The organism is Citrobacter sp. Cf072 (genome assembly GCF_030334485.1).
GTDB lineage: Bacteria > Pseudomonadota > Gammaproteobacteria > Enterobacterales > Enterobacteriaceae > Citrobacter > Citrobacter freundii.
In genome coordinates this window covers 665,813-689,622 of record NZ_JAOWDX010000047.1, presented here as the reverse complement: position 1 = coordinate 689,622, position 23,810 = coordinate 665,813, and the positions used below count along the sequence as shown (strand labels likewise).

Annotated in this window: 19 protein-coding genes, 2 other RNA genes and 1 pseudogene; 9 read left to right on the top strand and 13 right to left on the bottom strand. The window is 52.9% G+C overall.

Annotation, left to right across the window (positions count from 1 at the left end; translation table 11 throughout):
- Window positions 1-6 precede the first annotated feature (6 nt).
- Window positions 7-138: non-coding RNA, RtT sRNA (locus tag OGX66_RS22045), on the top strand.
- A gap of 44 nt (window positions 139-182) precedes the next feature.
- Window positions 183-314: non-coding RNA, RtT sRNA (locus OGX66_RS22040), on the top strand.
- A gap of 235 nt (window positions 315-549) precedes the next feature.
- On the opposite strand, the gene narI is transcribed toward OGX66_RS22040, so the two are convergent.
- The 5 genes from narI to OGX66_RS22015 all read right to left on the bottom strand — a co-directional run bounded on the left by narI (window position 550) and on the right by OGX66_RS22015 (window position 9,116).
- Window positions 550-1,227, bottom strand: a complete 678-nt coding sequence (narI, locus tag OGX66_RS22035; protein WP_003020743.1) for a respiratory nitrate reductase subunit gamma — start codon at window positions 1,225-1,227, stop codon at window positions 550-552.
- Complete coding sequence (gene narJ / locus OGX66_RS22030; protein WP_003020745.1) at window positions 1,227-1,937, bottom strand: nitrate reductase molybdenum cofactor assembly chaperone; 711 nt, start codon at window positions 1,935-1,937, stop codon at window positions 1,227-1,229. The genes narI and narJ overlap by 1 nt, the downstream gene beginning before the upstream one ends.
- Window positions 1,934-3,472 carry a nitrate reductase subunit beta gene (narH, locus tag OGX66_RS22025; protein ID WP_088902205.1) on the bottom strand — a complete coding sequence of 513 codons (1,539 nt, stop codon included), beginning with the start codon at window positions 3,470-3,472 and terminating at the stop codon, window positions 1,934-1,936. The genes narJ and narH overlap by 4 nt, the downstream gene beginning before the upstream one ends.
- A complete protein-coding gene (locus tag OGX66_RS22020) occupies window positions 3,469-7,212 on the bottom strand; it encodes a nitrate reductase subunit alpha (RefSeq protein WP_016150348.1) in 3,744 nt (1,247 codons plus the stop codon). The genes narH and OGX66_RS22020 overlap by 4 nt, the downstream gene beginning before the upstream one ends.
- 512 nt (window positions 7,213-7,724) lie before the next feature.
- Entirely contained in the window at window positions 7,725-9,116 is a 1,392-nt protein-coding gene (locus tag OGX66_RS22015) for a NarK family nitrate/nitrite MFS transporter (RefSeq protein WP_003020752.1), read from the bottom strand.
- 340 nt (window positions 9,117-9,456) lie between these two features.
- Here OGX66_RS22015 and narX point away from each other — a divergent pair, with 340 nt between their 5' ends.
- Together narX and narL are read left to right on the top strand one after the other, a co-directional pair.
- Window positions 9,457-11,253 carry a nitrate/nitrite two-component system sensor histidine kinase NarX gene (gene narX / locus OGX66_RS22010; protein ID WP_003020754.1) on the top strand — a complete coding sequence of 599 codons (1,797 nt, stop codon included), beginning with the start codon at window positions 9,457-9,459 and terminating at the stop codon, window positions 11,251-11,253.
- Window positions 11,246-11,896: a two-component system response regulator NarL gene (narL, locus tag OGX66_RS22005; RefSeq protein WP_003020756.1), complete on the top strand. Its 651-nt coding sequence runs from the start codon at window positions 11,246-11,248 to the stop codon at window positions 11,894-11,896. Before narX ends, narL begins: the two co-directional genes overlap by 8 nt.
- Window positions 11,897-11,917: 21 nt before the next feature.
- On the opposite strand, the pseudogene OGX66_RS22000 reads toward narL, so the two are convergent.
- Window positions 11,918-13,303 (bottom strand): annotated as a pseudogene (locus OGX66_RS22000) (YchO/YchP family invasin).
- 175 nt (window positions 13,304-13,478) lie between these two features.
- On the opposite strand from OGX66_RS22000, the gene OGX66_RS21995 reads away from it, so the two are divergent.
- Together OGX66_RS21995 and OGX66_RS21990 are read left to right on the top strand one after the other, a co-directional pair.
- A complete protein-coding gene (locus OGX66_RS21995; RefSeq protein WP_088902203.1) occupies window positions 13,479-13,832 on the top strand; it encodes a DsrE/DsrF/TusD sulfur relay family protein in 354 nt (117 codons plus the stop codon).
- A gap of 262 nt (window positions 13,833-14,094) precedes the next feature.
- Window positions 14,095-14,340 carry a DUF1883 domain-containing protein gene (locus OGX66_RS21990; RefSeq protein ID WP_003020763.1) on the top strand — a complete coding sequence of 82 codons (246 nt, stop codon included), beginning with the start codon at window positions 14,095-14,097 and terminating at the stop codon, window positions 14,338-14,340.
- Between the two features lie 54 nt (window positions 14,341-14,394).
- Here the strand turns inward: OGX66_RS21990 and OGX66_RS21985 are convergent, their stop codons facing one another.
- Entirely contained in the window at window positions 14,395-15,090 is a 696-nt protein-coding gene (locus tag OGX66_RS21985; RefSeq protein WP_003020766.1) for a gamma-glutamylcyclotransferase, read from the bottom strand.
- Between the two features lie 403 nt (window positions 15,091-15,493).
- Here OGX66_RS21985 and chaA point away from each other — a divergent pair, with 403 nt between their 5' ends.
- The gene (chaA, locus tag OGX66_RS21980; protein WP_003020769.1) at window positions 15,494-16,594 is read left to right on the top strand and encodes a sodium-potassium/proton antiporter ChaA; all 1,101 of its coding nucleotides are present in this window, start codon (window positions 15,494-15,496) and stop codon (window positions 16,592-16,594) included.
- 98 nt (window positions 16,595-16,692) lie between these two features.
- Here chaA and kdsA read toward each other — a convergent pair whose 3' ends face one another.
- From kdsA to hemA, 6 genes are read right to left on the bottom strand one after another with little or no spacing between them, the layout of a single operon-like run.
- Window positions 16,693-17,547 carry a 3-deoxy-8-phosphooctulonate synthase gene (gene kdsA / locus OGX66_RS21975; protein ID WP_003020772.1) on the bottom strand — a complete coding sequence of 285 codons (855 nt, stop codon included), beginning with the start codon at window positions 17,545-17,547 and terminating at the stop codon, window positions 16,693-16,695.
- 35 nt (window positions 17,548-17,582) lie between these two features.
- Entirely contained in the window at window positions 17,583-18,392 is an 810-nt protein-coding gene (gene sirB1, locus OGX66_RS21970) for an invasion regulator SirB1 (protein WP_003020775.1), read from the bottom strand.
- Window positions 18,393-18,394: 2 nt separating this feature from the next.
- The gene (gene sirB2, locus OGX66_RS21965) at window positions 18,395-18,787 is read right to left on the bottom strand and encodes an invasion regulator SirB2 (protein ID WP_048232144.1); all 393 of its coding nucleotides are present in this window, start codon (window positions 18,785-18,787) and stop codon (window positions 18,395-18,397) included.
- The gene (gene prmC, locus OGX66_RS21960) at window positions 18,784-19,617 is read right to left on the bottom strand and encodes a peptide chain release factor N(5)-glutamine methyltransferase (RefSeq protein ID WP_032949424.1); all 834 of its coding nucleotides are present in this window, start codon (window positions 19,615-19,617) and stop codon (window positions 18,784-18,786) included. The genes sirB2 and prmC overlap by 4 nt, the downstream gene beginning before the upstream one ends.
- Window positions 19,617-20,699 (bottom strand): peptide chain release factor 1, encoded by a 1,083-nt coding sequence (gene prfA / locus OGX66_RS21955; RefSeq protein ID WP_286512251.1) that lies wholly within the window; start codon window positions 20,697-20,699, stop codon window positions 19,617-19,619. The genes prmC and prfA overlap by 1 nt, the downstream gene beginning before the upstream one ends.
- A 41-nt stretch (window positions 20,700-20,740) precedes the next feature.
- Window positions 20,741-21,997: a glutamyl-tRNA reductase gene (gene hemA / locus OGX66_RS21950; RefSeq protein WP_003020789.1), complete on the bottom strand. Its 1,257-nt coding sequence runs from the start codon at window positions 21,995-21,997 to the stop codon at window positions 20,741-20,743.
- Between the two features lie 211 nt (window positions 21,998-22,208).
- On the opposite strand from hemA, the gene lolB reads away from it, so the two are divergent.
- Complete coding sequence (gene lolB, locus OGX66_RS21945) at window positions 22,209-22,832, top strand: lipoprotein insertase outer membrane protein LolB (RefSeq protein ID WP_032935449.1); 624 nt, start codon at window positions 22,209-22,211, stop codon at window positions 22,830-22,832.
- Window positions 22,829-23,680, top strand: coding sequence for a 4-(cytidine 5'-diphospho)-2-C-methyl-D-erythritol kinase (ispE, locus tag OGX66_RS21940; protein ID WP_032935447.1), 852 nt, complete (start codon window positions 22,829-22,831; stop codon window positions 23,678-23,680). Before lolB ends, ispE begins: the two co-directional genes overlap by 4 nt.
- Window positions 23,681-23,810 lie beyond the last annotated feature (130 nt).

The following is a 23,810-nucleotide window of genomic DNA, read 5'->3' as shown; positions in this document are numbered from 1 at the left end:
GCCCCAAATTCTTCCTATTCGGGAAGGATGAGAAGCTTCGACCAAGGTTCGATTCGAGCGTTAGCGAGAAAGCGTTGCCGCAGGCAACGACCCGAAGGGCGAAGCGCGCAGCGCTGAGTAATCCTTCCCCCACCACCATCACTTCATAAAGCACCAACACAAAATCAATCTGCAATGCCCCAAATTCTTCCTATTCGGGAAGGATGAGAAGCTTCGACCAAGGTTCGATTCGAGCGTTAGCGAGAAAGCGTTGCCGTAGGCAACGACCCGAAGGGCGAAGCGCGCAGCGCTAAGTAATCCTTCCCCCACCACCATCACTTCATAAAGCACCAACACAAAATCAATCTGCAATGCCCTTTATTTGCCTGATGCGCTGTGCTTATCAGACCTACAAACTCGACACATGCCCACAAATTGCCTGATGCACTACGCAGGCCTACGGCGCTCGCTTAAACCTGCGTAGGCTGGATAAGGCGCTTGCGCCGCCATCCGGCAAACAGACATAAAAAAACCCCGCCGAAGCAGGGTTTATCTTTCACAGAAATACGATTAGTGACGTGCACGAACAATCTGGTATTTGCGTGTCAGATATTCGACAGGGACGCTCCAGATGTGTACCAGACGCGAGAATGGGAACAACAGGAACAGCGTCATACCCAGCACAAGGTGCACACGGAAAATAAATGCGACGCCATCCAGATACTGAGACGCTCCGCCATGGAAGGTCACCACTGTCTGCGCCCAGTTCACCAGCTTCATCATCTCGCTGCCGTCCATATGCTGGGCGGAGAACGGAATGGTCAGCAGACCCAGCGCACACTGGATAACCAACAGAGAGAGGATCAGAATATCCGCTCCGGTGGTGGTGGCCCGCACTCGTGGGCTGAACAAACGACGTTTCAACAGCAGTACACCGCCAATCAGACACATTACGCCACTGGCGCCACCCGCGAACATCGCCATCTTTTGTTTCACTTCAAGCGGCAGCCACGCTTCATACATCCAGTGCGGCGTTAACATACCCAAGAAGTGCCCGGCAAAAATCCCCAGGATCCCGATGTGAAACAGGTTTGACGCCAGGTTCATCCCTTTGCGATCCAACATCTGACTGGAGGCCGCACGCCACGTATACTGCCCGTAGTCATAACGCAGCCAACTGCCGATCAGAAAGACAGAACCCGCGATGTACGGATAGATGTCAAAGAAGAACGTATTCAGGAAGTGCATTAGTGCTGTCCTCCGGTGGTGATATTCAGATACTGCGGCGCAACGGCCCCGGCAAAACGACGCTGGTGAGCGGAGATTTCCGACTCGCCACACCCCTGATCGGCGAAGAATTTTACCTGCTCTTCTTCCCAGACCGCATCCAGCGCTTGTGGGGTATCATCACGGGCTTCATCCGCAATTTTTTCAGCCACTTTATCGCTGTCGATAACGGTATTCGCCAGTTTTAACAGCAAATCGAACAGTACTGCATAACGGCTTCCACGCTGCTGCAAACGAGCGCTGAGCAAAGCCAGGATCGGCGCGATATCCTGCAAGCCACCTAGCGCTTCGCTTTTCGGCAGTTGCGCAAGATATTCCAGATACAACGGCAGATGATCGGGAAGTTCGCGGCTGTCGAGCTGCAAACCGTGCTGTTCATACTGTGCCATCAGGTCAACCATTGCCTGACCGCGATCGCGGGATTCGCCGTGTACATGTTCAAACAGCAGCAGCGAGGTGGCACGGCCACGATCAAACAGTTCGCTGTAACTTGCCTGCACATCCAGCACGTCTTGCGCGATTAGATCGCGCAGGAAAACGCCCAGAGTCTGGGCATCCTCTTTATCCAGGTTCTCAGATGACGCGAGTGCATCGAAAAGTTCCTGCTGATGCTGCCACAGGGCAGCATCCGGGTACTCGAGCAAACGCGAAACAATGACGAGTTCAATCATTGGTGCGGCTCCGTTTTGCTGGTCACATCGACAGCGTCGATGCGGCGGCTGTTGAACAGATTGAATTTAGTATCAGAACCGTGGCAACCGTCACCGAAGGTAAAGCCACAACCGCTTTTCTCCGGGAACGCGTCACGCGCCAGTTCACGATGGCTGCTCGGTACCACGAAACGATCTTCGTAGTTCGCGATCGCCAGATAACGATACATTTCCTGTGCCTGCGCTTCGCTCAAGCCCACCTCTTCCAGCGCACGGGTATCGACTTTACCGTCAACGGTTTCCGTACGTTTGTAGTGACGCATTGCCAGCATACGTTTCAGCGCCAACAGCACCGGCTGAGTATCGCCTGCGGTCAGCAGGTTCGCCAGGTACTGAACCGGGATACGCAGACTGTCAACGTCCGGCAGTATACCGTTGCTGCCCAGCTCGCCCGCATCGGCGGCAGACTGAATCGGTGACAATGGCGGCACGTACCAAACCATCGGCAATGTGCGGTATTCCGGATGCAGCGGCAGCGCCAACTTCCAGTCCATCGCCATTTTATAAACCGGAGACTGCTGGGCGGCATCGATAACGCTCATCGGAATACCATCTTTTAGCGCTTGTTCAATAACAGCCGGATCGTTCGGATCGAGGAACACGTCCAGTTGACGCTGGTACAGATCTTTCTCATGCTCGGTGCTTGCCGCGCTTTCAATCGCATCCGCGTCATACAGCAGTACGCCGAGGTAACGGATACGACCGACGCAGGTTTCGGAACACACAGTCGGCTGACCGGCTTCAATACGTGGATAGCAGAAAATGCACTTCTCTGACTTACCGCTCTTCCAGTTGAAGTAGATTTTTTTATACGGGCAACCGGTGATGCACATACGCCAGCCGCGGCATTTGTCCTGATCGATCAGCACGATGCCATCTTCTTCACGCTTGTAGATGGCACCGCTCGGGCAAGTCGCCACGCACGCCGGGTTAAGGCAGTGCTCGCACAGACGCGGCAAATACATCATGAAGGTATTTTCGAACTGACCGTACATCGCCTTCTGCATGTTCTCGAAATTTTTGTCTTTCGCCAGCTTCTCGAACTCACCGCCGAGGTCATCTTCCCAGTTCGGACCTTTGGTGATTTTATCCATACGCTGACCGGTGATCAGCGAGCGCGGACGGGCAATCGGCTGCGCTTTGCTGTCTGCCGGGGTGTTGTGCAGAGTCTGGTAATCGAAGTCAAACGGTTCGTAGTAGTCATCAATACCTGGCAAATGCGGGTTAGCAAAAATTTTACCCAGCAGCAGCGCTTTGTTACCCATGCGCGGCACCAGCTTACCGTTGATTTTACGGATCCAACCGCCCTTCCATTTTTCCTGGTTTTCCCAATCAGTTGGGAAGCCAGTACCCGGCTTGGTTTCAACGTTGTTAAACCAGGCATACTCCGCACCTTCACGGCTGGTCCAGACGTTTTTACAGGTTACTGAACAGGTGTGGCAACCGATGCACTTATCGAGATTCAGCACCATGCCGACTTGTGAACGAATTTTCATTTTACGCTCTCCTGTACCTGGTCATTGCCTTCGCCATCCAACCAGTCAATGTTCTTCATCTTACGAACCACCACGAACTCATCACGGTTCGAACCTACGGTGCCGTAGTAGTTAAAGCCGTAGGCCAGGTGGGCATAACCACCAATCATGTGCGTCGGTTTCGGTGTGATACGGGTCACCGAGTTATGGATCCCGCCGCGCTGCTCGGTAATCTCCGACCCCGGAATATTCACAATACGTTCCTGGGCGTGGTACATCATGGTCATCCCGGCCGGGACACGTTGACTCACAACCGCACGAGCGGTGAGTGCCCCGTTACTGTTAAAGACTTCGATCCAGTCGTTATCCTCGATACCCAGATCTTTCGCATCCGCTTCGCTCATCCACACGATCGGACCGCCGCGACCTAACGTCAGCATCAGCAGGTTATCGCTGTAGGTGGAGTGGATACCCCACTTCTGGTGTGGCGTCAGGAAGTTGAGCGCTTTTTCTGGGTTACCATTTGATTTCTCGCCCATCACCTCTTTCACCGAACGAGTATCAATTGGTGGGCGGTAAACCAGCAGGCTTTCACCGAAGTCTCGCATCCACTGATGATCCTGATACAGCTGCTGGCGACCAGTCAGCGTACGCCATGGGATCAGCTCGTGAACGTTGGTGTAACCGGCGTTGTAAGAAACATGTTCATCTTCCAGTCCTGACCAGGTCGGGCTGGAGATAATTTTGCGCGGCTGCGCCTGAATATCGCGGAAGCGGATTTTCTCGTCTTCTTTATTCAGCGCCAGATGCGTATGGTCACGGCCGGTAAATTCACTCAGCGCAGCCCAGGCTTTCACCGCCACCTGACCGTTGGTTTCCGGTGCCAGGGTGAGGATCATCTCAGCGGCATCAATCGCCGTATTCAGCATCGGCTGGCCTTTTGCCGGGCCTTCAGCCTTGGTGTAGTTGAGTTTACGCAGCAGGTCCATTTCGCTCTGGGTGTTCCAGGCAATCCCTTTCCCGCCGTTCCCGACTTTATCCATCAGTGGGCCGATGGACGTGAAGCGTTCGTAGGTTGCCGGGTAATCACGCTCAACTGTCATGATGTGTGGCGCGGTAACGCCTGGAATCAGATCGCATTCGCCTTTCTTCCAGTCTTTAACATCCAACGGCTGCGCCAGTTCGGCGGCCGAGTCGTGCTGGATAGGCAGCGTCACTACGTCAGTTTCTTTGCCAAGGTGGCCCACGCAAACTTCAGAGAATTTCTTGGCGATAGCCTTGTAGATTTCCCAGTCGCTCTTCGATTCCCAGGCTGGATCAACGGCGGCAGACAACGGGTGAATAAACGGATGCATATCCGAGGTATTCATATCGTCTTTTTCATACCAGGTGGCGGTCGGCAGCACGATGTCGGAGTACAGACAGGTGCTCGACAGACGGAAGTCCAGGGTAACGACCAGATCCAGCTTGCCGTCCAGTCCGTTATCCTGCCATTCCACTTCTTCTGGCTTCACGCCCCCCTGTTTACCCAGATCCAGCCCCTGAATACCATGTTCAGTACCCAGCAGATACTTCAGCATGTACTCGTGGCCTTTACCGGAAGAGCCGAGCAGGTTAGAACGCCAGATAAACAGGTTACGCGGATGGTTTTTACCGTTCTCTGGTTGTTCAGCCGCAAAGCGAATAGAACCTTCCTTCAGAGATTTAACGGTGTAATCCACCGGTGTCATCCCGACTTTTTCTGCCTCACGCGCAATGTACAGCGGGTTAGTACCTAACTGCGGCGCAGATGGCAACCAGCCCATACGTTCAGCGCGAACGTTAAAGTCAATCAAATGACCACTGTAGCGGGATTTGTCTGCCATCGGGGACAGCAGTTCCTGTGCCGTAACCGTCTCATAGCGCCATTGGCTGGAGTGGTTATAGAAATAGGACGTACTGTTCATGTGACGCGCCGGACGCTGCCAGTCAAGGCCAAACGCCAGCGGCTGCCAACCGGTCTGCGGACGCAGTTTTTCCTGACCCACATAGTGGGCCCAACCGCCGCCGCTCTGACCGACGCAGCCGCAGAACACCAGCATGTTAATCAGACCACGATAGTTCATATCGAGGTGGTACCAGTGGTTCAGACCCGCGCCAACAATAATCATTGAGCGGCCGTGCGTTTTATCTGCGTTATCGGCAAATTCACGGGCAATACGCACGATCTGAGCGCGCGATACGCCAGTGATTTTCTCTGCCCATGCCGGGGTATACGCTTTGATATCGTCGTAACTGGAGGCGCAGTTTTCATCGTTCAGACCGCGTTCCAGACCGTAGTTGGCCATGGTCAGATCATAAACGGTCGTCACCAGCGCAGTAGAGCCATCGGCCAGTTGCAGGCGTTTTACCGGCAGTTTGTGCAGCAGAACATTTTCCAGTTCAACTTTGCTAAAGTGCTCGGTACCTTCACCGCCAAAATACGGGAAGCCGACTTCAGCGATGTCGTCCTGGCTGCCCAACAGGCTGAGCTGCAGTTCGGTTTCGTTACCGGACGTGCCGTCGCGCTGCTCGAGGTTCCATTTACCTTTTTCACCCCAGCGGAAACCAATTGAACCGTTTGGCGCAACCATTTCGCCGTCGGTATTGATGGCAACGGTTTTCCACTCGGGATTATTTTCCTGACCCAGGGAGTCAACCAGATCGGCGGCACGCAGCATACGACCCGCCGCATAATACCCGTCACGCTCTTCGAGCATCACCAGCATCGGGAAGTCGGTGTAACGACGCACGTAGTCGGTGAAGTATTGGCTCGGGTTATCAAGGTGGAACTCGCGTAGCATGACGTGGCCCATTGCCAGCGCCATTGCGGCATCGGTACCCTGCTTCGGAGCCAGCCACAGATCGCAGAGTTTAGCGATTTCAGCGTAATCCGGGGTAATGGCGACCGTTTTAGTCCCTTTGTAGCGAACTTCCGTGAAGAAGTGCGCATCTGGGGTACGGGTCTGCGGAACGTTTGAACCCCAGGCGATAATGTAACTGGAGTTATACCAGTCGGCAGATTCCGGAACGTCAGTCTGCTCACCCCAGGTCTGCGGAGACGCAGGCGGCAAGTCACAGTACCAATCGTAGAAGCTCAGACAGGTGCCGCCAATCAGCGACAGATATCGTGCACCGGAGGCGTAGGAAACCATCGACATCGCAGGGATCGGTGAGAAGCCCGCCACGCGGTCAGGACCGTAGGTTTTAACGGTGTAAACGTTAGAAGCGGCAATCAGCTCATTCACTTCCTGCCAGGAAGAACGCACGAAACCACCACGACCACGCGCTTGTTTGAAGCTTTTTGCTTTATCGGCGTCTTCGATGATGGAGGCCCATGCGTCTACCGGATCGCTGTGCAGTCTTTTCGCTTCACGCCACATTTTCATCAGGCGTTTGCGCATCAGCGGGTATTTCAGACGGTTAGCGCTGTAGAGATACCAGGAATAGCTTGCACCACGAGGGCAACCACGAGGCTCGTGGTTTGGCAGGTCCGGACGGGTACGCGGATAATCGGTTTGCTGGGTTTCCCAGGTCACCAGACCATTTTTCACATAGATTTTCCAGCTGCATGAGCCAGTGCAGTTTACCCCGTGGGTTGAACGCACGATTTTGTCATGCTGCCAACGCTGGCGGTATCCGTCCTCCCAGTCCCTGTTGGTATTGAGAAGCTGGCCATGCCCATCGGCAAAGGTTTCGCCCTTCTGCTTGAAGTAGCGAAACCGGTCCAGGAATTTACTCATCGGTTTTCTCCTGTAGGAGCCTGACGGCTCTCTGATAAATCGACATTGCTTGATTGAGAGCGAAGGTAACGCTCTGAAAGGGCGTGAGAATTGATAACGATCAAGGCAGGCAGGGATGAAAAATGAGGGTTGGTTTTTACATACCCCCAAAGTGGGATACTGACAATTAACGTAATAAATTGAATTTAAAGGTTTTTTAATAATTCAATTATCATGCAAATGTTAAATTCTTTATAAGTGGGTATTAAGGGGTATCCCCCCTGCTAGCAGGTTGCGTACGCCGTTCTCACAGGCTGTTGTCATGCCACAATATAAAAGTATGTTGTAACTAATTACAGTAAAAAAAAGCGCGGTCTAACACCGCGCAATGGATAATCAACTTACACTTCATCCTTCAAACTGCTTCGCGTTGGCTGCGTTCGTTCTCCCCAGTCACTTACTTCTGTTAGCTCCTGGGGATTTCTCACTTGCCGCCTTGATGCAGTTAGAATGATTTTGTGTATACCACTTTTTTACTTTTTAGAATGACGTCCGTATACCGCCCAGGTGATAACCACACAAGCGACATAGAAGATCAGAAATACTTTCATCGCACCGACCGGAGAACCGGTTAATGCCAGGGACGTGCCAAATGCTTTCGGGATAAAGAAGCCGCCGATCGCACCAATAGCAGAGATAAAGCCCAACGCTGCCGCCGTATCGGTTGCCGCCTCGCGCATCGCTTTCTCTTCTGAACCACCTTCAGCTTTCACTCTGTCCATCGTCAGTTTTCGGAAGATTACGGAGATCATCTGGAAGGTTGAACCACTCCCCAGTCCGGCCGTCAGGAACAACGCCAGGAACACAGCGAAGAAGGCAATGAAGTTGCCGCCGACACCGTTTGATGGCAGCGTCAGGAACAGTAAGGCACTGAAAATAGCCATCAGAATAAAGTTCACCAGCGTGACGCGGGTCCCGCCCAGACGGTCAGAGATTGCGCCGCCCGCAGAACGCGCCAACGCACCAATGAACGGGCCAAAGAAGGCGTAATGCAGGATCTGCACCTCAGGGAACTGCGTTTTCGACAGCATCGCGAAACCGGCAGAGAAACCGATAAAGGAACCGAAGGTCGCCAGATATAGCAGGCTCATAATCCACAAATGCCCGCGTTTCAGCACCGGCAATTGCTCTTTCAGCGAGGCTTTGGAGGTTGCCAGTTCGTTCATACCGAACCATGCGGCCAGCGTGAAAATAGCGAGGAACGGCACCCAAATCCATGCAGCGTTTGCCAGATACAGCTGCGTGCCATCCGGTTGTTCAACCCCGTGGCTACCAAATGCGGCAAAGATTGACAATGAAACCACCAGCGGCGCGACCAACTGCATCACGCTGACGCCCATGTTGCCCAGGCCACCATTCAGACCCAGCGCGCCGCCCTGTTTCTGTTTTGGAAAGAAGAAGCTGATGTTTGCCATACTGGACGCAAAGTTCGCACCAGCGAAGCCGCACAGCAGGGAGATAATAATAAAGGTACTAAACGGCGTGGAGGTATCCTGCACCGCAAAACCTAACCATACGCAAGGAATGATCAGGATGCCGGTGCTAAATGCCGTCCAGCGACGTCCACCAAACAGGGGGACCATAAAGGAGTACGGAACACGCAGCAGCGCGCCGGACACCGAAGGTAATGCCGTCAGCATGAACAGCTGCTCAGTGGTGAAATCAAATCCGACTTTCGGTAAGTTCACCGCCACGGCGCTAAATAACATCCACACGCAAAACGCCAGCAGCAAGCAAGGGACGGAAATCCACAGGTTACGGCTGGCGATTCGTTGACCACGCTGCTGCCAGAAGGCGGGATCTTCCGGTCGCCATTCGGTAATTACAGCTCCAGATGCCCTTTCCGGGGCAGATGAGTGACTCATAGACACCTCTGATACTTGTTTCGATGCCTGCAACATTAGGGTTTACAGCTGGAGGTAAGTTGATATAAATCAAAGGAAAAGGTGTCATTATTCATGCCTAAAATTTATTATTACCCTTAATGAGTACATAACTTCGGTAAAAAAGATGTGGTTTTTCACGCTTCTGTCGCCCCCTACTCCCCGTCGCCCAGGATCTCTCCCTCCACTGGCAATTAAGAGGTAGCCCGTTTGAGGTATGGGTATACTCCAGTGTATCGCCGAGAATAACGCCACTGCCTGCAGCAGAATCGTCATTCAATAAGGTTTTCTGTTCGACGAAAACCCGAAGGAACAAGTCACCATGTTTAAACGTTGTCTCTCCCCGCTTACGCTGGTCAACCAGGTGGCGCTGATTGTTTTATTGTCCACAGCCATCGGCGTGGCGGGTATGGCTGTCTCCGGCTGGCTGGTTCAGGGCGTTCAGGGTAGCGCCCATGCAATCAACAAAGCGGGATCGCTGCGCATGCAGAGTTATCGCCTGCTGGCTGCCGTACCACTGGACGCTAGCGATCAACCGCTGCTGGATGAAATGGAGCAAACGGCGTTTAGCCCGGAGTTGACGCGGGCCGCAAAACGAGACGGACAACAGGCGCAGTTAAAAGCATTACAGGATTACTGGCACACTGAACTTGCGCCGGGACTTGCGCATGCGCAAACGCCTGATGCGGTAGCGCAGGATGTGACGCGCTTTGTGGGCGGACTGGATAAATTGGTCACCGCCTTTGACCATACCACCGAATTACGCATTGAACGCGTCGTCCTGCTGCATCGCCTGATGGCCGTATTTATGGCATTGCTGCTGGTTTTCACCATTATCTGGCTGCGCGTGCGCCTGTTAGAGCCGTGGAAACAGCTGCTATCGATGGCGCGAGCCGTCAGCCAGCGTGATTTTACCCAACGCGCGCATATCAGCGGTCGTAATGAGATGGCGGCTCTGGGTTCGGCGCTAAATAATATGTCGGAAGAACTGGCCGAAAGTTACGCTGTGCTGGAACAGCGAGTACAGGAGAAAACGGCGGGGCTGGAGCACAAAAATCAGATTCTTTCTTTCCTGTGGCAAGCTAACCGCCGCCTGCACTCTCAGGTGCCGTTGTGCGAACGCCTCTCTCCGGTACTGAATGGTTTGCAAAATTTGACCTTGCTGCATGATATTGAGCTCCGGGTTTACGACCTGGAAGATGAAGACAATCATCAGGAATTTACCTGTCAGTCAAATGCCAGCTGTGATGAGAAAGGTTGCCATCTGTGTCCTCGCGGAACGCTGCCCGCGATTGACGGCGGGATTACATTGAAGTGGCGGCTGACCGATGCGCATACCCAGTATGGTATTCTGCTCGCCACCTTGCCGAACGGACGCCATCTCAGCCACGATCAGCAGCAGCTGGTTGATACTCTGGTTGAGCAACTGACCGCAACGCTTGCGCTCGACAGGCATCAGGAGCGTCAACAGCAGTTGATTGTGATGGAAGAGCGTGCCACCATTGCGCGCGAACTTCATGATTCTATTGCACAATCGCTCTCTTGTATGAAGATGCAGGTTAGCTGTTTACAGATGCAGGGCGATGCGCTTTCAGATAACTGTCGCGAGTTGCTCAGCCAGATTCGTAACGAGCTAAATGCTTCATGGGCACAACTGCGAGAACTGTTAACCACCTTCCGTTTACAGCTCACGGAACCTGGATTACGACCGGCGCTGGAAGCCAGCTGTCAGGAGTACAGCGCCCGTTTTGGATTTACGGTTAAGCTGGATTATCAGCTACCGCCACGCCTGGTCCCTTCGCATCAGGCGATTCACCTGCTACAAATTGCGCGCGAAGCCCTGAGCAACGCACTTAAACACTCTCAGGCCAATGAAGTGGTCGTGACGGTGGTGCAAAATGGCAAGCAGGTCAAACTGACAGTGCAAGATAACGGCTGCGGCGTACCGGAAAACGCCGAACGCAGTAACCACTACGGCATGATAATAATGCGCGACCGCGCGCAGAGCTTGCGCGGCGATTGCCGCGTACGCCGTCGCGAGACGGGCGGTACTGAAGTTGCTGTCACTTTTATTCCCGAAACAAACTTCACAGAAGTCCAAGGAGATACCCATGAGTAATCTGGAACCGGCAACTATCCTGTTGATCGACGATCATCCGATGCTGAGAACCGGTGTAAAACAGCTTGTCAGCATGGCGCCCGATATTACCGTTGTCGGCGAAGCCAGCAATGGTGAGCAGGGTATCGAGCTGGCTGAATCCCTTGATCCTGATCTGATCCTGCTTGATCTCAACATGCCCGGCATGAACGGTCTGGAAACCCTCGATAAGCTGCGTGAAAAATCATTGTCGGGCCGCATCGTTGTGTTTAGCGTATCCAATCATGAAGAAGATGTGGTTACCGCACTGAAGCGTGGTGCCGACGGTTACCTGCTGAAAGATATGGAGCCGGAAGATTTACTGAAAGCATTGCAGCAGGCTGCCGCTGGTGAAATGGTGCTGAGCGAAGCCTTAACCCCGGTTCTGGCCGCCAGCCTGCGCGCCAATCGCGCAACGTCCGACCGTGATGTTACTCAACTGACGCCGCGCGAACGCGATATTCTTAAACTCATCGCCCAGGGTCTGCCTAATAAGATGATCGCCCGCCGCCTCGACATCACCGAAAGCACAGTAAAAGTTCACGTGAAGCATATGCTGAAGAAAATGAAGCTCAAATCACGCGTTGAAGCCGCGGTATGGGTGCACCAGGAACGCATTTTCTGATAACGCGCTCATGCGTCATTGTTAACGAGGATCATTTTCCGAAACGGTAATAAACGGTTCGGTCAGTGATAGCGTGATCTCATTGGAAGAGACACGCTGGCCCTGCTCATCTTCTACCACCACAGACAACCGCCAGCGGTTTGTCGCACCTTCTCTGTTGTCCCACTTCGGCATAATAATCGTCCAACCCTGAGCGCTTCGGCTATTGCTGCCCGCCGTTAAGCTCAACGCCTGAGTATCACCTTGCCATGCCAGACGACGGATCCCATGCAAACTACGCACCTGCACCTTCAACGCCACCGTCTCACCAGGCTTGAGATCCCAGGGTGGCGTGGCCAAAAATACCGACAGTGTTTTACGCTGGCGATACTCCAGCGTCGGCAGATTGTTACGTTGTGGATCGTCATAACGACTGCCGCGCAGCGATCAGCTGTTTGCCACCTCGCTTACCATCAGCTGTTTTTTTAGCGGCACACCAAAACGATAATTTAGCGTTAATCCGAGGTTATTCTGACTGACGCCATTTTCACCCTGCTTATGCTGTGCTGTCACGGTGATCAGCGGCACCGGCGTATAGCTCAATCCCAGATTCACCGCCACAGGATTGTGGTACCCGGTTCCGGAATGAAACAGATCCACCTGGTCACCAAAATACTGCTCCACGCTGACGCTGGTATTGAGATGTTGATAGAACGGCATGCGCATTTGCGCGGTCAGGTCGTATCCCCGGGCCATCCGTTGTTCTTGAGTTGCAAAACGATCCTGCCAGGAGGACAACGGTTGATAGTAATTAGCAGATAAACGAAGGTATTCACCCCACGCCTCTGCCCCCACGCCTCCCCGAGGCAGATTCTCATCAAGCAGGTTGTCATAAAAGGTGTTGTAACCCAGTAACCAACCGTCACGAACCCAGCGCTGCCCAATCCCCGCATTACTGACCAGGCCTCCGTCCTGTTGCGTCAGCCCCAACTGGCTCCAGGTGAGATAACGTTGATTGTCCTGCCACGGGATAAACCAACTTCCCCGACTCCCGGTAAAGCTGCCTTCGTTATCCACCTGCAACCCGACGCTGGCGTTTCCCCAGGGAGAGAGCCAGGATTCCAGTTGCTGATTCACCTGTTCGCTGACCCTGTCGCGCACCTGGCCAAACGCAAACTGCTTCGCCTGTTCACCGGTATCAAGCCCGTTATCGGTCATGCTGGCTTCCCCAAACGCTTTGACCATTTCGGCAAAGTGCTTTTCACCTGCCCGCGACTCCGGCGCCATACCAAGATCGGGCAAGCCATCACTATTGTTATCGAAAGGGTTTTCCGCCTGGTGAATAAATGACGATTGCGCGCTGGCAGTACCGCCTGCCAACGGCAAGAGTGCAAATACAGCGAGAGATAAATAAATATTACGGCTCAAATCGTTAGTGGTTTCTTATATCTATTAGCCACAGAGGCATACTTATCTTAAACCATAACGTCTTCAGTATTGATTTTCAGCCCTTCCTTCCTTTTTCGGCATTATCCTGGCATCTAGAAATAGGTGTAACATACGTGTCAGTTTTTAACGCTCACATGCAGCAAAAGGAGTAAAAATGCAAAAGATAGTGATCGTCGCGAACGGTGCAGCCTATGGAAGCGAATCGTTATTTAACAGCCTACGTCTGGCTATCGCCTTGCGCGAGCAGGAAGAGGATCTCGATCTGCGTTTGTTTTTAATGTCGGACGCGGTAACCGCGGGATTGCGTGGTCAAAAACCCGCGGAAGGATACAATATTCAGCAAATGCTGGAGATTCTGACGGCGCAAAATGTGCCGGTCAAACTGTGCAAAACCTGCACCGATGGCCGTGGAATCACCACGCTGCCGTTAATTGACGGAGTAGCCGTCGGCACGCTGGTTGAACTGGCTCAATGGACGCTGGCTGCAGATAAAGTGCTGACCTTCTGATACACCGCTTTCAGGCAAGCACACTGAAAGTGTCGATAATTTCCGGATTTAATCGTAGATGGGCGCGGTTGCGTTGAACGTTAGCACGCCCTTTCAATCCTTTTGAGGGATTTTGTCACTTTTGTTTAATCGTTATGCCATTTTTTGATCAAAATCAGCATCCCGTTGCTCCCCCTTTGGTGTTATGCAATGAGTGAAATGTGAACAACATCACGCAGCACTTTCGACAGAAAGTACGTTGTTTTCAAGAACGGGGTGAAAAATGGCATTAGTGAAGGCAAGTTTAAAGTTATTTGGTGGCGATACGGTGGTTGTGCGCTGTTCCGAGCGCTGTCACATCCATCTGATGAGCGAGAAAAATCACGTCAAAGACACGCAGTCCGACATCTTAAGCGTGCAGGATCGTGATAACGCATGGTTGACCGTGCCCTACACCGGCATCTGGAATGTGCTGATCGACAGCCACAGCCAGTCGCTAGAGCATTCAATAAGTTATATTGCAGCCTAAGCGTTAATTGCCCGAAAAGCGCCTGGCTTTCGGGCATTCAGTTCCCGGCTGGATTCAGGCAAACCCTGGCCGCATAACGCCTTCCGGCAGATTCTCTCCCAACAATCGTTTGACCGTGATCACCAGATCGTTAAGACAGTCATCCTGCATCCCCAACTTGACCAGCTCTTGTTCCAGCGAGAACAAATACTGGGCGTTGGTGCCTAAAGGTCCGCTCGCCGCAGCGATAAGCGGCGCAATCACCTGCGCGCGCGTGTCTGACTCAAACAGCGGGTGGCGAGGATCCATAATAAAGACCAGCGCGTTCACCGTCCGACCATCATCCAGCGCCAACTGGCACCAGGTGGGCAGATAGCATCCGGTGATCATTTCACGCTTCCACAGTAAAGAAAGCTCTTGTTCGAGCGATGCGTTAGGTAAGCGGTAGGCTACACCGGTAGTGCGTCCGCCCTCTTTCAAGGCCAACATGCGTCCTGGCTGACCCGCCGTTCCTCGCCCCGCCGTCAGGCGCAGGCAAAAAGCACGGTGCCAGCCAACTAACGTCCCGGTACAGGACTCATCAAACTCTAAGGCCGGATTCCACATCAACGATCCATAACCGAAGATCCACACCGGTCCATCATCGGGTCGGCAAGCAAGCGTGGCCGCCAGTGAGGCTGCCCGTTGTTCCGCTGACCAGAGTAGTGATTCTTCAATAGCACCAAATGCCGTCTTACAGTCGGCATTCAATAAAAAATCACGCGTTAACACCTTACACCTCCGCCACTGCTGCTTCCCTGCGACAACTTTTTTGACGCCTTCCGGGCTTTTTTACTGCTCATTTTGAAACCAATAGCTGGACAATAGGCAATTCGCCGCTAGCTTGCAAGGCAACAAAGCGTCAACGGCACTTTATATCCTCTCGCGTTGCTAAGCTCTGCACTATCATTTGTATCAGTAGTATCAGCAATTTTTGTTGACGTTAAAATCTAATGCTTTGTTATTTAAATACTCTATAAACAAGATATGCAATTTTATCCGCTTGGATGCAAAAATTGGTCCATGCCGTAAAATTACGTAAAACTAGATCGGAAATACCGAAAGATCTGTTATTTTTTACATTCTTTAATACTTTTATAATTATAAATACCTGCAGAGATGGAGAATTAGTTCAATGACACAAGTACATGAGGCGGTAAAAACCCGCCACAAGGAGACCTCTCTCGTCTTCCCGATTTTGGCGCTGGTAGTCCTGTTCTTCTGGGGGAGCAGTCAGTCACTACCAGTGGTCATCGGTATTAATGCGCTGGCCCTTATTGGTATATTAAGCAGCGCATTCAGCGTTGTCCGTCATGCGGATGTATTAGCACATCGACTTGGCGAACCCTACGGGTCACTGATCCTCAGCCTGTCCGTCGTTATTCTCGAAGTCAGCTTAATCTCCGCATTAATGGCGACCGGTGATGCTGCACCTACGCTCATGCGCGACACGTTGTACTCAATCATTATGATCGTCACCGGCGGTCTGGTCGGTTTTTCATTACTATTGGGTGGCCGTAAATTTGCTACTCAGTATATGAATCTGTTTGGTATTAAACAGTATTTAATTGCCCTGTTCCCACTGGCCATTATTGTACTGGTGTTCCCAATGGCTTTACCGGGAGCGAATTTCACTACCGCCCAGGCGCTGCTGGTAGCATTAATTTCTGCAGCGATGTACGGCGTATTTTTACTGATTCAAACCAAAACGCACCAAAGCCTGTTCATTTACGAGCATGAAGATGAAGGCGACGATGACGACCCGCATCACGGCAAGCCATCAGCGCACAGCAATATGTGGCACGCCGCCTGGCTTATCATTCATCTGATCGCCGTTATTGCCGTAACCAAGATGAACGCCAGCCCACTGGAGACCTTGCTGACTGAACTGAATGCCCCAGTGGCCTTTACCGGTTTCCTGGTTGCGTTACTCATCCTCTCTCCTGAAGGGCTGGGCGCGCTGAAAGCGGTTCTGAGCAATCAGGTACAGCGGGCGATGAATTTGTTCTTCGGTTCAGTATTAGCCACTATTTCACTCACCGTACCAGTGGTGACGCTGATCGCATGGGCAACCGGGAATGATTTGGTGTTTGCGCTGGGCGCGCCAGAGATGATTGTGATGGTTTCTTCACTGGTACTGTGCCATATCTCTTTCTCCACCGGACGCACCAATGTGCTTAACGGTGCGGCACATCTGGCGCTGTTTATCGCCTATCTGATGACGATATTTGCCTGATGAAAAAAGCCGGACACCGACATAACTTGTCGGGTCCGGCTTCTTATTTCCTTTCGTATACCTGATAAGCGCAAGCTCTATCAGGCACACAAAATGAATTAGTTCTCAGTATCCAGCTCGTCGAAGCTTTTCACCAGGTCATCAATCGCTTTAATCTGCGTCAGGAACTGTTCCAGTTTTGCCAGCGGCAGCGCGGATGGGCCATCGCATTTCGCATTGGCTGGATCCGGATGCGCTTCAATAAACAGACCCGCCAGACCTACCGCCATACCGGCGCGAGCCAGTTCGGTAACCTGCGCACGACGACCGCCGCTTGCTGCGCCAAACGGATCACGGCATTGCAGCGCATGGGTAACGTCAAAAATCACCGGTGAGTTGCCGGAGACTTTCTTCATCACGCTGAAGCCCAGCATGTCTACAACCAGGTTGTCATAACCAAAGTTCGCGCCACGGTCGCACAGAATAACCTTATCGTTACCACCTTCATGGAATTTATCCACGATATTGCCCATCTGGCCAGGGCTTACGAACTGCGGTTTCTTCACGTTGATAACGGCACCGGTTTTCGCCATCGCTTCCACCAGATCGGTCTGACGCGCGAGGAATGCCGGCAGCTGAATCACATCCACCACGTCAGCAACAGGCTGCGCCTGGCTGGCTTCGTGAACGTCGGTGATCACTTTTACGCCAAAAGTCTGCTTCAGTTCCTGGAAGATTTTCATCCCTTCTTCAAGGCCCGGTCCACGGTAAGAGTGGATGGAAGAACGGTTGGCTTTATCAAAGGAGGCTTTGAACACGTAAGGGATACCCAGCTTTTGAGTAACGGTTACGTAGTGCTCACAAATGCGCATCGCCAGATCGCGGGATTCCAGCACGTTCATTCCGCCAAACAGCACGAACGGCAGGTCATTTGCCACGTTGATGTCGCCAATGCTAACCACTTTTTGTTTCATAGGATCGCCTTAAACGGTAGGTAAAGTGTCATTAATCAATGCAATACAATTTGCTTGTGCGAAATAGTATTAATCTGCGCACGAATCATTTCGCTGATCGGGTCTTCCGGACACTGCTCAACGAAATAACTTAAATCGGTCAGCGCAACATGTTCACACTCAAGCTGCGCGTAGATTAATCCACGATCGCGTATTTCATACGGATCTTCAGGATTAAACTGTAATAGTGCTTCGCTGGCACGCAGCGCCAGCTCCATTTGCCGCTCTTCCATCAGCGATGATTTCAGCGTGTCGAGCAGCTTGCGGATTACTTCTGCATTATCCGCCTCATCCAGGTCTTCGTTAAACAGCTCCGCGACCGGGCTGATATTCCCCTTCAGCCACACTTCCAGCGTGTGCTCATTTAACGTTTCGCCATTGAACGGATTGATTAGCCACATTTCGCCATCGAGCGATTCAATACGCAGGATGAGTTGTGTCGGGAAAATCACCGGCACCAACGGTAGCTCCAGTCGGTTGGCAATCCACAACAAGATAGCGCCCAGAGATACAGCGCTGCCCTGACGATTTTTCAGTACCTGGTCAAGCCATAATGCATCAGAAAGACGATAGACGCCGTGGGTATCCGTAAACCCCCATTCGCCGTAAAAAAGTGCCAGCAGTTTTTCCAGTTGCTCATCCTGAGACAGGAGCTGGCTAATTTCTTCTTGCGCCAGACTAACCAGACGTTCCAGTTCGTCATACACAGTTTGTGTTGGAAAATCCAGACGGATAGACTCCGACGCCAGGATCATCCCATCACACAATGGCGCTTTATTAAATTCGAAATCAGCTAACGACCTCATGCTTACCCCAGTAACGGTATTTTTGTGGTGGCGAGTTTAATGATGATGTACAGCACCACCAGCGCCAGCGGAAATGCGACTAATCGCGCCTGCTGACTGCGCGCCCGACGATAATCGAGCGCAATAAAACCCAAAACGATGTAAATGATAACCCCAAACAGCTTTTCAGTCAGCCATGTCCCGTGCTCAGTGAATGGCAGGATGTGCGCTTTAACCATTAACGTTATGCCGCTGAGTAATAAAACGGTATCGACAACCGGCGGCACGATGCGCGTCCAGCGCGCGCAGGCAAGGCGCGAGTCGGTGTAACGCCACCAAAAACGCAGCGTTAACAGACCAACTGAAAGCGCAATGCTGATGAGATGGACGTTGAGTAACACGCTGAAAGTACTCATGATGGGATGCGTCCAAGCGTAATTCGCTCGTTGCCGCCATAGTCGCGGCAGGTTTCAACCGCCTGGTAACCGGCATGAGTATAGGCGTCGCGGACTGCCTGTCCTTGCTGCCAGCCGTGCTCCAGCAACAAATAGCCGCCGGGCGTTAGCATGTGTCGAGACTCGTCAATGATATGCACGATATCCGCCATACCCTGCTCACCCGCCACCAGTGCCGATAGCGGCTCAAAACGTACATCGCCAAGCGCCAGGTGCGGGTCCTGTTCGTCGATATACGGCGGATTGCTGACAATCATGTCAAACTGCTGCCCCTGCAAAGCACTGAACCAGTCGCTTTGCAGCACACAAACATTGTCGATGGCCAGATGCTGTTTGTTGCGAGTTGCCAGCGCCACGGCATCAGGCATGCGGTCAACCGCGGTCACCGCGCAATCCGGACGCTCAGTTGCCAGCGCCAGCGCAATGGCGCCCGTACCGGTTCCCAAATCGAGAATACGACACGCAGAGGCAGGCAGACGAGCCAGCGCCTGCTCAACAAGACACTCAGTATCCGGGCGTGGAATAAGCGTAGCCGGAGAGACAAACAGCGGCAGCGACCAGAACTCGCGCACGCCGGTCAGATGTGCCACTGGCTCACCCCGCTGACGGCGTTCCAGTAATGTATCGAGCCGTTGACGCTGCGCCTCGGTTAACACCGTTTCGCCGAACGCCAGAATAAAGGTGCGCCCCTTACCGGTGACAAACTCGAGTAAAATCTCGGCGTCGCGGCGCGGGCTTTCGCTTGCCTGTAATTGGCTTATCGCTTCACGCAGCCAGTGCTGATAATCCATTAATCCTGCTCGGACAACGCCGCCAGTTGGTCGGCCTGGTATTCCTGGACAATCGGCTCAATCAGCATATCCAGTTTGCCTTCCATCGCTTCATCCAGACGGTAGAGCGTCAGGTTAATGCGGTGATCGGTCACACGACCCTGCGGGAAGTTATAGGTGCGGTTACGATCGCTGCGATCGCCGCTGCCCAACAGGTTACGACGTTCAGAGGCTTCCGCCTGTTGACGTCTTGCCACTTCGGCGGCACGAATTCGCGCCTCCAGCACCGACATCGCTTTGGCTTTGTTTTTATGCTGTGAACGTTCGTCCTGGCATTCCACTACGATACCGGTCGGTAAGTGGGTAATACGGATTGCGGAGTCTGTGGTGTTAACGTGCTGACCGCCCGCGCCTGATGAACGGAAGGTATCAATACGCAGATCGGCCGGGTTGATATCCGGCAGTTCGGCATCCGGCAGTTCCGGCATGACAGCGACCGTACAGGCAGAAGTATGAATACGCCCCTGCGATTCCGTCGCAGGTACGCGCTGCACGCGATGGCCGCCGGACTCAAACTTCAGTCGCCCGTAAACGCCTTCGCCGCTAATCTTGGCAATGACTTCTTTAAACCCGCCATGTTCGCCTTCGCTGGCGCTCATGATCTCTACCCGCCAGCGACGCGATTCAGCGTAACGGCTGTACATGCGGAACAGATCGCCGGCAAACAGCGCCGCTTCATCACTACCGGTTCCCGCACGCACTTCGAGGAAAGCGTTACGTTCGTCATCGGGGTCTTTAGGTAACAGCAGGACCTGCAGATGCTGTTCCAGCTGCTCGCATTTCTCTTTTGCTTCGCGCAGTTCATCCTGCGCCATTTCACGCATTTCAGGATCGTCGAGCATCATCTGAGCCGTCTCGATATCTTCCTGAACCTGTTGCCAGTCCGTAAAACAGCGAGAGACATCGCTTAATTGCGCATATTCGCGCGACAGCGCACGAAAGCGATCCTGGTCTGCGATAGTACCCGCATCACCGAGCAGCGCCTGAACTTCTTCATGGCGTTCATGCAGGGCTTCCAGTTTGGCAACGATAGAAGGCTTCATAGGCGTAAATGCACCCTGTAAAAAATAAGATTGGTGTGCTGCTACTCCAGCCCGAGGCTGTCGCGCAGAATATTCAGGCGTTCACTATCCCCGTCACGGGCAGCCTGTTGAAGTGATTTGGTTGGTGCATGGATCAGGCGGTTGGTCAGTTTCCAGGCCAAATCCTGCATAATGGCTTGCGCATCACCACCCTGTTGAAGAGCGGCCAACGCTTTAGCGGTCAGTTCATCACGGATCTGTTCTGACTGACTGCGATACTCGCGGATAGTGTCGCTTGCGCCCTGGGCGCGTAGCCAGGCCATAAACTCGCTGGCTTCCTGCTCCACAATCGTTTCGGCTTCCACCGCCGCCGCTTTGCGCTGGGCCAGGTTATGCGAAATGATGCTTTGCAGGTCATCAACGCTGTACAGATAGGCGTTAGACAATTTACCCACTTCCGGCTCGACATCGCGCGGTACGGCGATATCCACCAGTAACATAGGCTGATTGCGACGGTTTTTAAGCGCGCGTTCCACCATTCCTTTACCGATAATCGGCAGCGGACTGGCAGTAGAACTGATAATGATATCGGCATCCTGCAAACGCGCGTCGATATCACTCAGTGAAATCACCTCGGCGCCGACTTCATCCGCCAGCACCTGCGCACGCTCGCGCGTACGGTTGGCGATGATCATCTTCTTCACTTTATGCTCGCGCAAGTGTCGCGCTACCAGTTCGATGGTTTCGCCCGCACCGACTAACAGCACGGTTACCGTTGAGAGCGATTCAAATATCTGCCGCGCCAGAGTACAGGCGGCAAACGCCACCGACACGGCGCTGGCACCGATGTCAGTTTCTGTACGTACACGTTTAGCAACAGAGAATGATTTCTGGAACATGCGCTCCAGCGCACTGGCGTTCTGGTGGCCTTTTTGCGAATCCGCAAATGCTTTTTTCACCTGCCCCAAAATTTGCGGTTCACCGAGCACCAGTGAATCCAGCCCACTGGCAACGCGCATCAAATGACTGACGGCGTCGTTGTCCTGGTGCCAGTACAGGCTATTACGCAGGTCTTCTTCATTGAGGTTATGGTATTCGCACAGCCAGCGAATCAGCGCTTCTCGCAGGTTATCCTGCTCTTCCACGCTGAGGTAAATCTCTGTGCGGTTACACGTCGACAGCACTACCCCGCCCTGCACCATTGGCAGCGCTTGCAGGCTGTCCAGCGCCTGATCGAGCGTATCCGGCGAAAACGTTACGCGTTCTCGCAGCGATACAGGTGCCGTTTTATGGTTAATACCAAGCGCTAAAAGGGTCATGTGTGCGGGAATAGTACCAGCGTTGATAAGGTTAGACTGGGTGCATCATACAGGATGCGTGCGGTCAATAAAAGAGACTGCCCCCTTTTGGAGTAATAGCTTAGTGCACAAATTTAAGCGATTTAAGATAACTTGAACGTAGACGATGTCTGATGGCGGCGCTAGCATTAAGAGTTATAACTGCAACGTATCTCAAGGATTTGTCATCATTATGACCCTGCCTGATTTTCGCCTGATTCGCCTACTGCCCCTTGCGGCCCTGGTTCTTAGTGCCTGTACCCTCAACGCGCCGAAAGGTCCCGGCAAAAGCCCCGATTCCCCGCAGTGGCGCCAGCACCAGCAGGAAGTACGCGCCCTGAACCAATATCAGACGCGCGGTGCGTTTGCCTATATTTCCGATCAACAGAAAGTGTATGCCCGCTTTTTCTGGCAGCAAACCGGTCAGGATCGCTATCGTCTCCTGCTGACCAACCCACTGGGCAGCACTGAACTGGAACTCAATGCGCAGCCGGGCAACGTCGAACTGGTCGATAACAAAGGCAAGCACTACACTGCCGACGACGCTGAAGAGATGATCGGCAAACTGACTGGCATGCCTATCCCATTGAATAGCCTGCGCCAGTGGATCCTTGGTCTGCCGGGAGATGCCACCGATTACAAACTCGATGATCAATACCGTCTAAGTGAAGTGAACTACAGCAAAGACGGTAAAAACTGGAAAGTGGTCTATAGCGGCTACGACAGCAAAACCCAGCCAGCGATGCCGGCAAACATGGAGCTGTCGGACGGCTCCCAGCGTATTAAGCTGAAAATGGACAACTGGATTGTGAAATGATGACTCATTGGCCCTCTCCGGCAAAACTGAATCTGTTTTTATACATCACCGGGCAACGTGCGGACGGTTACCACTCGCTGCAAACGCTATTTCAGTTTCTTGATTATGGCGACACGATAGATATTGCGCTGCGTGGCGACGGCGAAATTCGCCTGTTAACCCCGGTGGAAGGCGTTGCGCACGAAGACAACCTGATCGTCCGTGCGGCACGTTTGCTGATGAAGGTAGCATCTGAAAGCAATCGCCTTCCCAAAGGGAGCGGTGCGGACATCAGTATCGACAAACGCCTGCCGATGGGTGGCGGCCTCGGCGGTGGTTCATCAAATGCGGCAACCGTTCTGGTGGCGCTTAACCATCTCTGGCAGTGTGGACTTTCGATTGATGAACTGGCGGCACTCGGTTTAACCCTAGGGGCGGATGTTCCCGTGTTCGTGCGCGGCCATGCGGCCTTTGCCGAAGGTGTTGGAGAAATTCTGACGCCGGTCGAGCCTGAAGAAAAGTGGTATCTGGTTGCTCACCCGGGAGTCAGCATTCCGACACCGGTGATTTTTAACGATCCCGACCTCCCGCGCAACACGCCAAAAAGGTCAATAAAAACGTTACTAAAATGTGAATTCGGCAATGATTGCGAGGTTATCGCAAGAAAACGTTTTCGCGAGGTTGATGCGGCGCTTTCCTGGCTGTTAGAATACGCGCCGTCGCGCCTGACTGGTACAGGGGCTTGTGTCTTTGCTGAATTTGACACTGAGTCTCGTGCTCGCCAGGTGCTTGAGCAAGCCCCGGAATGGCTCAAAGGCTTTGTGGCGAAAGGCGTCAACCTCTCCCCATTGCACAGAGCGTTACTCTAAATCCTTCTGGTTTCAGGAAGATGGCGAAATGACGAACCGCCAGGAGCATACAAAAGTATGTGACTGATGTGAGGAATTAATGCCAGCGAACATGAAACACGAAGGATAACGAGTAAGCCGGGCAAGCTGA